The sequence below is a fragment of the Oceanipulchritudo coccoides genome, assembly GCF_010500615.1.
GTDB classification, from domain to species: domain Bacteria; phylum Verrucomicrobiota; class Verrucomicrobiia; order Opitutales; family Oceanipulchritudinaceae; genus Oceanipulchritudo; species Oceanipulchritudo coccoides.
The window spans coordinates 1-365 of record NZ_JAAGNX010000025.1; the positions used below are offsets into that span (position 1 = coordinate 1).

Below are 365 nucleotides of genomic sequence, written 5' to 3' on the forward strand. Positions count from 1 at the left end.
AGACGCGACTCCGCTTTGGATACCGCAATCCGTGATGGTCATCGGTGGGGGTATTCTTGCAATCGCTCTTACTGACCATCTGATCCACGTTATTTTCAAGGGCGACCATCGCATCACGCGCGACCTTGTCGACCAAAGCCACGCGGAGTAGGGCCATGGAAGAATTTTATGCGATTAGCCTTTTTCTGTTCGTCCTTTTCCTGCTGTTAGGATCGGGCGTATGGGTCGGCCTTGCGCTTATGGGTGTGGCCTGGGTCGGAATGGAGTTGTTCACGTCTCGTCCAGTCGGCGACACGATGATCACGACGATCTGGGCGTCATCCTCAAGCTGGACGCTGACGGCGTTGCCGCTCTTTATCTGGATG

General features: G+C 55.1%; 2 pseudogenes. Both read left to right on the forward strand.

The features are described 5' to 3' along the window. Positions 1-151: pseudogene (locus G0Q06_RS14840) on the forward strand (TRAP transporter small permease); the annotation flags it as partial. A 4-nt stretch (positions 152-155) separates the two neighbouring features. Next, a pseudogene (locus tag G0Q06_RS14275) lies at positions 156-365 on the forward strand (C4-dicarboxylate ABC transporter permease); the annotation flags it as partial.